Below are 468 nucleotides of genomic sequence, written 5' to 3'. Positions count from 1 at the left end.
AGTTTTGAGCCTGCTTTGGTACCAAAAAGGCACAATATTATCGAAGGCCTGGAAAATATTATTATCTCATTATACGCTAAAGGTATGAGTGTGAGCGATATCGAAGAACAGATAAAAGAATTGTACGATTTTGAAATATCAACTTCCGCTATTTCCAGAATTACCAATGCTATTGCAACCGAGGTCGTTAGCTGGCAAAACCGTCCTTTGGAAGATTTATATCTCATTGTTTGGATGGATGGGATTGTTTTCAAAGTTCGTGAGAACTCTAAAGTTATCAACAAAACCATCTATTTAGCAGTAGGTTTAAATCGGGAAGGAAAGAAAGAAGTTCTCGGGATGTGGCTTGGCAAGAATGAAAGTTCGAGTTTCTGGATGGGTGTTTTAACCGATCTCAAAGCCCGCGGCGTAGAAGATATCCTCATTACAGCTACAGATAATCTCAATGGATTTACTGGGACCATACGC

Annotated in this window: 1 protein-coding gene; it reads left to right on the top strand. The window is 39.3% G+C overall.

What is annotated here, in order from left to right:
* Nucleotides 1-468, top strand: a 468-nt coding sequence (locus tag AB671_RS21145) for a transposase (RefSeq protein ID WP_185114146.1), incomplete at both ends; no start/stop codon positions are given.

The sequence above is a fragment of the Chryseobacterium sp. BGARF1 genome, assembly GCF_001677955.1.
In the GTDB taxonomy this organism is placed as follows: Bacteria; Bacteroidota; Bacteroidia; order Flavobacteriales; family Weeksellaceae; genus Chryseobacterium.
This window is presented reverse-complemented; position numbering and strand designations above follow the sequence as displayed.